Here is an 8,896-nt window from a genome sequence, read left to right as displayed (position 1 = left end):
ATCAGAACCGTTCCGGTCGCGCCCATCAGCCGGATGCGGTCGAGCTGGACGCGCTCCTTCCGGTCGAGGCCGGGTACCTCGGTCTCGTCCTGGTGCAGCACCGCGATCGTGTGATCGGCGTCGGCACGTCCAATCCGAGCGCTCGGCGCCCGAATGCCAATGTCCTACGCCGCGCGCCCTCCAGTACCGCCACGAGACGAAGCATAAGGGGCGCGGGCGGGTCATAGACGGTGCGCGGCCCTGCTCGTTCCGATCGGAACCGCCGCCACCGGGGGCACAATCGGACATATGGTTTCGGAGTCCAGGCGGCGGATCGAGGTCGCCGCGTGCGAACTGCTCGCGCGGCACGGGTATCACGGGTTCGGTCTGAAGGCGTTGAGCGATGCGGCCGGATTGCCGTATGGGTCCATCTACCACCACTTTCCAGGCGGCAAGGAGGAGATCGCGGTGGCCGCGATCACCGGGTCCGGCACGCTGACCGGACGGATGATCAGGCAGGCGCCGACGGACGTCTTCGCGACGACGAAGACCCTCTTCGACTTCATGGTCCGGCAGCTGGCCGACTCGGCCTGGGACGAGGGCTGCCCGATCGGCACGCCCGCACTCGACGGCGGCAGCGACGCCATGGCCGTCCGCGAAGCCTGCGCGACGGCGTTCGAGGCGATGGAGCAGGCGTTCGCCGGGCTGCTCGCCGAGCTCGGGCTGTCCGCGCAGGACGCGGGGGAGTTGGCCACCACGGTGGTCGCCGCGTACGAGGGCGCGACGCTGCTGGCCCGGGTGCGGCGCTCGGAGGGGCCGCTGCACACGGTGGCCGCGGCGATGGAGCGGTTGATCCGGGTGACGTTCACCGAGGCGGGGCTGCTGAACACCGAGGCGGATACGGGTCCGTCGGGCACCGGGTCGTCGGACATCGATATGGGTATGCCCGCGCCGGAGATTCCGGTCGAGGCGCGGATCGAGGCGGCCGCGGCTGCCGAGGGCGCTTCGGAAATCTTTGGCGAGCAAGGGGATTCGCTGGGAAGCGGCTAGGGGCAGCGTGGCACTGCGCGTGCGAACACACCGGCAACTCGCGCGTAGGTCGTCGCTGTTCAGCTAGGGACCGTCCAACCTTGGCATTGGGTCTGCTCGGCTCGGGCCGTGAGGGCTCCGGGGTGGAGATGATCGTCGGTCGGCGGATCGCTGGTTACCACTCAGCCAGCGGGTCAGGACGAGGCGATAGACGCCCTGTTGGATACGCCGACAAACCCGGTCGCCGTCCATCGAGTTGTCTCGGTGAGCGGGAAGGTGTGATGTAACCCACTGGACGGATCGGCCTCGGGTCCGGCCTTCGAATCATCGACAGCCGCGGTGCTCGGGCGGCCGGCGGCGAACGTCTCGCACCTAGCGGCGTTCGCTGGCGATGCCCGTCAAACGCCAGGTCAACGCTCATTTTCGCCACCGTGCGCGGACTGTGCTCAAATATCGTGCCGCCGTCACGCCGATCGGCTACTCCGCGGCACCGCCGATCGCTGGTCTATGCAGGTCACGAGCCCTGTGAACTCAGGGCACCCTTATTAGATTTCGGGAACGAATTCCGCCACACTGATGTTGTGAAAACCGTGGGTTTGCGGAGCGAAGACGAAAGGGCTGGTCGGAAGGCCGGTACCGGGTCGCCCGCTGCGCCGGCGACCGTCGGTGAGAGGCACACCCGCGCGGCCATCGTTCAGCTGCTGCTGGAGGAGGGCCCGATCACCGCGACGGCCATCGGCACCACGCTGGGTCTGGCCCCGGCGGGCGTGCGACGCCACCTGGACGCGCTGATCGACTCCGGTCAGGCCAGGGCCAGCAGGTCCGCGCCGTGGCAGCAGAAGGGTCGCGGCCGCCCGGCCAAGCAGTATCAGCTCACCGCCGCGGGCCGCGGACAGCTCGGCCACGCGTACGACGATCTGGCCGGCGCGGCGATCCGCCAGCTCGGCGAGATCGGCGGCGAGCAGGCCATCACCGACTTCGCCAGGAAACGCGCCAGCACTATCGTGGCCGGGATCGCCCCCGTAGAGACGCACACCCCGCAGCACACCGAGGCCAAGGCCGAGGAGATCGCGGACGCGTTCACCGGCGCCGGCTTCGCCGCCTCCACCCGCAAGGTGGGCGCCGGCGTGCAGATCTGCCAGCACCACTGCCCCGTCGCGCACGTCGCGGAGGAGTTCCCGCAGCTGTGCGAGGCCGAGCTCGAGGCGTTCCGTGACCTGCTCGGCACCCACGTGCAGCGGCTGGCCACGATCGCCAACGGCGACTGCGCGTGCACCACGCACGTGCCGCTGCTCGTACCCCCGAAAACTTCACCAGAAGCCGCTGCACAGCCCGCAGCGGTACGTACGAACGACTCCGGAAGGAGTGCCGAATGACGACGACCACCGACCAGGTGCAACCGCTGACCCAGGAGGAGACCATTGCGTCTCTGGGTAAATACGGTTACGGCTGGGCCGATTCGGATGTGGCCGGAGCGAGCGCGCAACGAGGCCTGTCCGAGGCGGTCGTTCGCGATATCTCGGCGAAGAAGAGCGAGCCGGACTGGATGCTCGACATCCGGCTCAAGGCTCTGCGCATCTTCGATCGCAAGCCCATGCCGAACTGGGGCTCCAACCTCGAGGGCATCGACTTCGACAACATCAAGTACTTCGTGCGCTCCAGCGAGAAGCAGGCGGCCACCTGGGACGACCTGCCCGCGGACATCAAGAACACCTACGACAAGCTCGGCATCCCCGAGGCGGAGAAGCAGCGCCTGGTCTCCGGCGTCGCGGCGCAGTACGAGTCCGAGGTCGTCTACCACTCCATCCGTGAGGACCTGGAGAAGCAGGGCGTCATCTTCCTCGACACCGACACGGCGTTGAAGGAGCACCCGGAGCTGTTCCAGCAGTACTTCGGCTCGGTGATCCCCGCGGGCGACAACAAGTTCTCCGCGCTGAACACCGCGGTGTGGTCGGGCGGCTCGTTCATCTACGTGCCGCCGGGCGTGCACGTCGACATCCCGCTGCAGGCCTACTTCCGGATCAACACCGAGAACATGGGCCAGTTCGAGCGGACGCTGATCATCGTCGACGAGGGCGCCTACGTGCACTACGTCGAGGGCTGCACCGCGCCGATCTACAAGTCGGACTCGCTGCACTCCGCAGTGGTCGAGATCATCGTGAAGAAGGGCGGCCGCTGCCGCTACACCACCATCCAGAACTGGTCGAACAACGTCTACAACCTGGTCACCAAGCGGGCCAAGGCGGAGGCGGGCGCGACCATGGAGTGGGTCGACGGCAATATCGGCTCCAAGGTCACCATGAAGTACCCGGCGGTCTGGATGACCGGTGAGTACGCCCGCGGCGAGGTGCTCTCGGTGGCGTTCGCCGGCGAGGGCCAGCACCAGGACACCGGCGCGAAGATGCTGCACCTGGCGCCGCACACGTCGTCGAACATCATCAGCAAGTCGGTGGCGCGCGGCGGCGGCCGGGCCTCCTACCGCGGCCTGGTTCAGGTGAACAAGGGCGCGCACGGCGCCAAGTCGACGGTGAAATGCGATGCGCTGCTTGTCGATACGGTCAGCCGCTCGGACACCTACCCGTACGTCGACATCCGCGAGGACGACGTGACGATGGGCCACGAGGCCACCGTGTCGAAGGTCTCCGAGGACCAGCTGTTCTACCTGATGAGCCGCGGCATGACCGAGGACGAGGCGATGGCCATGGTGGTGCGCGGCTTCGTCGAGCCCATCGCCAAGGAACTGCCGATGGAGTACGCGTTGGAACTGAACCGGCTCATCGAGCTGCAGATGGAAGGAGCCGTCGGCTGATGGCGACAGGTGTCATTGGAGCGGTCGAGGGCGAGAACCCGTCGAAACCGATTCAGAACCCCGGCGCGACGGCCGCGATCAACAAGGGTGAGGTGTTCACGTCCTACGACGTGAACGCCTTCGAGATCCCCTCCGGTCGTGATGAGGAGTGGCGGTTCACGCCGCTGCGTCGGCTGCGTGGCCTGCACGACGGTTCCGCGGTGCGCGACGGTCAGGCATCGGTCGAGGTGAGTCCGGTCGAGGGTGTCCAGGTGGAGACTGTCGGCCGCGACGACGCGCGCCTCGGCACGGCGGGCACGCCCGCGGATCGCGTTGCGGCCCAGGCGTATTCGAGCTTCGAGTCGGCCACCGTGGTGTCGGTCGGCGCGGAGACCGAGGTCGCGCAGCCGGTCGTCGTCACGGTCACCGGCCCCGGCGAGGGCAAGACCGCCTACGGCCACTTGCAGATTCGCCTCGGCAACTTCGCCGCCGCCACCGTGGTCATCGACCAGCGCGGCAGCGGAACCTACGCGGAGAACGTCGAATTCGTGCTCGGCGACAGTGCCAAGCTGACCGTCGTCGCGGTCCAGGACTGGGCCGACGACACGGTGAACGCCACCGCGCACCACGCGCGGCTCGGCCGCGACGCGACCCTGCGCCACATCGCCGTGACCCTCGGCGGCGACCTGGTCCGGATGACCGGCACCGTGCGTTACGACGGCCCCGGCGGCGACGCCGAGCTGCTCGGCCTCTACTTCGCCGACGCGGGCCAGCACTTCGAGCAGCGTCTGCTCGTCGACCACTCGCAGCCCAACTGCAAGTCGAACGTGCTGTACAAGGGTGCGCTGCAAGGGAACCCGGACTCGCCGAAGGGCGACGCGCGCACGGTCTGGGTCGGCGACGTGCTGATCCGCGCGGCCGCCGAGGGCACCGACACCTTCGAGGTGAACCGCAACCTGGTGCTCACCGACGGCGCGCGCGCCGACTCGGTGCCGAACCTCGAGATCGAGACCGGCGAGATCGCCGGCGCCGGACACGCCTCGGCCACCGGACGTTTCGACGACGAGCAGCTGTTCTACCTGCGCGCCAGGGGTATTCCGGAGGACGCGGCGCGACGGCTGGTCGTGCGCGGCTTCTTCCAGGAGATCATCCAGAAGATCGCGGTCCCCGAGATCCGAGAGCGGCTCGAGACGGCCATCGAGGCCGAACTCGCCGCGATCGGCGCCTGAAAACCACACACCCGCAAAGGAACTCGAATTCGATGACCACCCTGGAAATCAAGGACCTGCACGTCGAGGTCGCCAACCCGGACGAGTCCGGCGAGCCCATCAAGATCCTCAAGGGCGTCGACCTCACCATCAACTCCGGTGAGACGCACGCCATCATGGGTCCCAACGGCTCCGGCAAATCGACCCTGTCGTACGCGATCGCCGGCCACCCCAAGTACACGGTGACCTCCGGCTCGATCACCCTCGACGGCGAGGACGTCCTGGCGATGTCGGTCGACGAGCGGGCGCGCGCGGGTCTGTTCCTGGCCATGCAGTACCCGGTCGAGGTGCCCGGCGTCTCCACGTCGAACTTCCTGCGCACCGCCGCGACCGCCGTGCGCGGCGAGGCGCCCAAGCTGCGGCACTGGGTCAAAGAGGTCAAGGAGTCGATGGCCGAGCTGGAGATCGACCAGGCCTTCGCCGAGCGCAATGTGAACGAGGGCTTCTCCGGCGGCGAGAAGAAGCGGCACGAGATCCTGCAGCTCGGCCTGCTCAAGCCGAAGATCGCCATCCTGGACGAGACCGACTCGGGTCTCGACGTCGACGCGCTGCGCATCGTCTCCGAGGGTGTCAACCGCTACAAGGAGCGCGAGAACGGCGGCATCCTGCTGATCACGCACTACACCCGGATCCTGCGCTACATCCAGCCGGAGTTCGTGCACGTGTTCGTCGGCGGCCGCATCGTCGCCGAGGGCGGCTCGGAGCTGGCCGACGAACTCGACGCCAACGGCTACGTCCGTTTTACTCAGACTGCTACCGCGGGAGCTTGATATGACCGCCACGGTCCGCACCCTCGACGTCGCCCGTGTCCGGGCCGACTTCCCGATCCTGAGCCGCACGGTCCGGGACGGGAAACCGTTGGTGTACCTGGACTCCGGCGCGACCTCGCAGCGGCCGCTGGCCGTGCTCGACGCGGAACGCGAGTTCCTGGTCACCGCCAACTCGGCGGTGCACCGCGGCGCGCATCAGCTGGCCGAGGAGGCGACCGACGCCTACGAGGGCGCCCGCGCCGACATAGCCCGGTTCGTCGGGGTGTACGCGGACGAGATCGTGTTCACCAAGAACGCGACCGAGTCGCTGAACCTGGTGACGTACTCGTTCTCCGACGATCGGTTCCCGTACCACGTCGGCCCCGGCGACGAGATCGTCATCACCGAGCTGGAGCACCACGCGAATCTCGTTCCGTGGCAAGAGCTCGCGCGCCGCACCGGGGCGACGCTGAAGTGGTACGGCGTGACCGACGACGGCCGCATCGATCTCGACTCGCTCGAATTGTCGCCCGCCACAAAGGTCGTCGCGTTCACCCACCAGTCGAACGTGACCGGTGCGGTCTCCGACGTCGCCGAAATGGTGCGTCGCGCAAAGGAAGTCGGCGCGCTGACGGTGCTCGACGCCTGCCAGTCGGTGCCGCACATGCCGGTGGACTTCCGCGAGCTCGGCGTCGACTTCGCCGCGTTCTCCGGGCACAAGATGTTCGGCCCGTCCGGCGTCGGCGTGCTCTACGGGCGGCGCGCGCTGCTCGCGGAGACCCCGCCCTTCATCACCGGCGGCTCGATGATCGAGACCGTCACCATGGAGGGCAGCACCTACGCGCCGCCGCCGCAGCGGTTCGAGGCCGGCGTGCCGATGACCTCGCAGGTGATCGGATTGGGCGCGGCCGTGCGGTATCTCGAGGCGCTCGGCATGGACGTCGTCGCGGAGCACGAGCACGCGCTCGTCGGCGCCGCGCTCGAGGGTTTGGGCGCGATCGACGGGGTGCGGATCATCGGACCCACCGACAATGTCGATCGCGGCGGCGCGGTGTCGTTCGTGGTCGACGGCATCCACGCCCACGACGTCGGCCAGATCCTCGATGACGAGGGCGTCGCCGTCCGGGTCGGTCACCACTGCGCGTGGCCGCTCATGCGCCGGCTCGGCGTGCCCGCCACCGCGCGCGCGTCGTTCGCCGCTTACAACACTCTCGACGAGGTGGACGCACTGGTCGCGGCCGTGCGGAAGGCTCAGAGCTTCTTCGGCGTGAGCGCAGCGAAGGCCGACAATGGGCAGAGCGGCGTGAGCGCAGCGAAGGCCGACAATGGGCAGAGCGGAGTTGCATAGACCATGCGCATGGAGCAGATGTACCAGGAAGTGATCCTGGACCACTACAAGCACCCGCACCATCGCGGGCTGCGCGAGCCGTTCGGGGCCGAGGTGCACCACGTGAACCCGACCTGCGGTGACGAGGTGACCCTGCGCGTGCGGCTCGACGACAACGGCGACGTCGCCGACGTCTCCTACGACGGTCAGGGCTGCTCGATCAGCCAGGCCGCCACCTCCATCCTCACCGACCAGGTGATCGGGCTGCCCGTGCAGCAGGCGTTGAAGGTGGTCGACTCGTACAGCGAGATGGTCTCCAGCCGCGGCACCGTCGAAGGCGATGAGGACGTGATCGGCGACGGCATCGCCCTCGCCGGCGTCTCGAAATACCCCGCGCGCGTCAAATGCGCGCTGCTCGGCTGGCTCGCGTTCAAAGACGCGGTCCTGCGGGTAACCGCTGCGGAAGAAGCAAAGCGTCCCATGGGAAACGGGGAGAAGCAGTCATGACCGAAACACCGGCAACCGAGACCGCCGAGGTCGAGCTGTCCGCCGAGGACATCAAGCGACTCGAGGACCTCGAAGAGGCGATGCGCGACGTCGTCGACCCCGAACTGGGCATCAACGTGGTCGACCTCGGCCTCGTCTACGGCCTCTCCGTCCAGGACGAAGTGGCGGTCCTGGACATGACCCTCACCTCCGCCGCCTGCCCCCTCACCGACGTGATCGAGGACCAATCCCGCAACGCCCTCGTCCGCAGCGGCTTGGTGGACGACCTCAAAATCAACTGGGTCTGGATGCCGCCCTGGGGGCCTGACAAGATCACCGAAGACGGCCGGGAACAACTCCGCGCCCTCGGCTTCACGGTATAGCCGAACTTCTTTCGAAGCGGCCTGGGTTCGACCCAGGCCGTTTTCGTTTGTCCGCCAGCGGTTCTCGCGGCTCAACGGATCGATGCTGTCACCGGGGTCCGCTGGACATCGGGAGTGGGCTCGGCGATGATCGGTGCGCGTTGTTCGTTGGAACGGGGAGATGGACTGTGTCGATTGTCGGTAGGGCTGCGGTCGGGGTGGCGTTGGCGTCCGGGGTGCTGAGTGTGGCCGGGGTGGGCTCGGCCGGGGCGGCCGGGAATCTGTATGGGACGCTGGCGGTTTCGCCGGGGACGGGGAAGGTGGTGGAAGCTGTCGACCATCCGAGCCGGGTGGCGGCGGATGCGGCGGCGATCCGGGACTGCGGGGTTTACGACTGTCGAATCGAGGTTCGGTTCGTGAACGGGTGCGCGGCTATCGCACGCGGAGCTGATGGGCAGTTCGCGGGGGAGGCGGCGGGCTCGCGGGAGGAGGCGGAGCGTTTGGCTGTCGCGAAGCTGGGGGAGAGTGCGCCGCCGTTTCCGGACCTCGGCAGTGCCTCGCCCCGTGCGGCGAGCATCGTGCTGTCCTCCTGCACCAAGAACGCTAGCTGAGGGTCGAACTGTCGAGCAGGGCCGTCCGGCTCAGCCCCGTGTGCGCCCCGCTTCAGCTTCCCCCTCTCGACCAGATGCGGCCCGGACCCGAACGCCCGCCAAATCCGAGAGACGCCGACGTGGGACATCCCCGCCGTCGCGGTAATCCCCTTCGAGCAGAGTCATATGGTGGCTGTTCAAGATCTTTTGGCCACCATTTGACTCTGCTCGAAGGGGGCAGCCCTCTGCACTCCCACCCCCTGCGCACATTGGGTATCGAGCAGAGTTATATGGCTGCTTGTTGATCATGGACCGCAG

The 8,896-nt window shown here is 67.8% G+C and carries 8 protein-coding genes and 1 pseudogene; all 9 read left to right on the top strand.

Features of this window, described 5'->3' with window-relative positions; translation table 11 throughout:
- The first annotated feature begins 288 nt into the window (after positions 1-288).
- The 9 genes and pseudogenes from ON39_RS19130 (at position 289) to ON39_RS19090 (ending at position 8,599) form a co-directional block, all read left to right on the top strand.
- Complete coding sequence (locus ON39_RS19130; RefSeq protein WP_051186799.1) at positions 289-1,029, top strand: TetR/AcrR family transcriptional regulator; 741 nt, start codon at positions 289-291, stop codon at positions 1,027-1,029.
- A gap of 560 nt (positions 1,030-1,589) precedes the next feature.
- Complete coding sequence (locus ON39_RS19125; protein ID WP_040736225.1) at positions 1,590-2,384, top strand: helix-turn-helix transcriptional regulator; 795 nt, start codon at positions 1,590-1,592, stop codon at positions 2,382-2,384.
- A complete protein-coding gene (gene sufB / locus ON39_RS19120) occupies positions 2,381-3,817 on the top strand; it encodes a Fe-S cluster assembly protein SufB (RefSeq protein ID WP_040736223.1) in 1,437 nt (478 codons plus the stop codon). Before ON39_RS19125 ends, sufB begins: the two co-directional genes overlap by 4 nt.
- Positions 3,817-5,025: a Fe-S cluster assembly protein SufD gene (sufD, locus tag ON39_RS19115; protein ID WP_040736221.1), complete on the top strand. Its 1,209-nt coding sequence runs from the start codon at positions 3,817-3,819 to the stop codon at positions 5,023-5,025. Before sufB ends, sufD begins: the two co-directional genes overlap by 1 nt.
- A 32-nt stretch (positions 5,026-5,057) precedes the next feature.
- Positions 5,058-5,834, top strand: a complete 777-nt coding sequence (gene sufC, locus ON39_RS19110) for a Fe-S cluster assembly ATPase SufC (RefSeq protein WP_040736219.1) — start codon at positions 5,058-5,060, stop codon at positions 5,832-5,834.
- A 1-nt stretch (position 5,835) separates the two neighbouring features.
- Positions 5,836-7,080 (top strand): annotated as a pseudogene (locus ON39_RS19105) (cysteine desulfurase); the annotation flags it as partial.
- An 84-nt stretch (positions 7,081-7,164) separates the two neighbouring features.
- On the top strand, positions 7,165-7,647 hold the full coding sequence (sufU, locus tag ON39_RS19100) for a Fe-S cluster assembly sulfur transfer protein SufU (RefSeq protein WP_040736218.1): 483 nt from the start codon (positions 7,165-7,167) through the stop codon (positions 7,645-7,647).
- A complete protein-coding gene (locus ON39_RS19095) occupies positions 7,644-8,009 on the top strand; it encodes a metal-sulfur cluster assembly factor (protein WP_040736216.1) in 366 nt (121 codons plus the stop codon). The genes sufU and ON39_RS19095 overlap by 4 nt, the downstream gene beginning before the upstream one ends.
- Before the next feature lie 167 nt (positions 8,010-8,176).
- A complete protein-coding gene (locus ON39_RS19090; protein ID WP_040736214.1) occupies positions 8,177-8,599 on the top strand; it encodes a DUF4189 domain-containing protein in 423 nt (140 codons plus the stop codon).
- Positions 8,600-8,896 lie beyond the last annotated feature (297 nt).

Source organism: Nocardia tenerifensis NBRC 101015, from assembly GCF_000308715.1.
In the GTDB taxonomy this organism is placed as follows: Bacteria; Actinomycetota; Actinomycetes; order Mycobacteriales; family Mycobacteriaceae; genus Nocardia; species Nocardia tenerifensis.
This window is presented reverse-complemented; position numbering and strand designations above follow the sequence as displayed.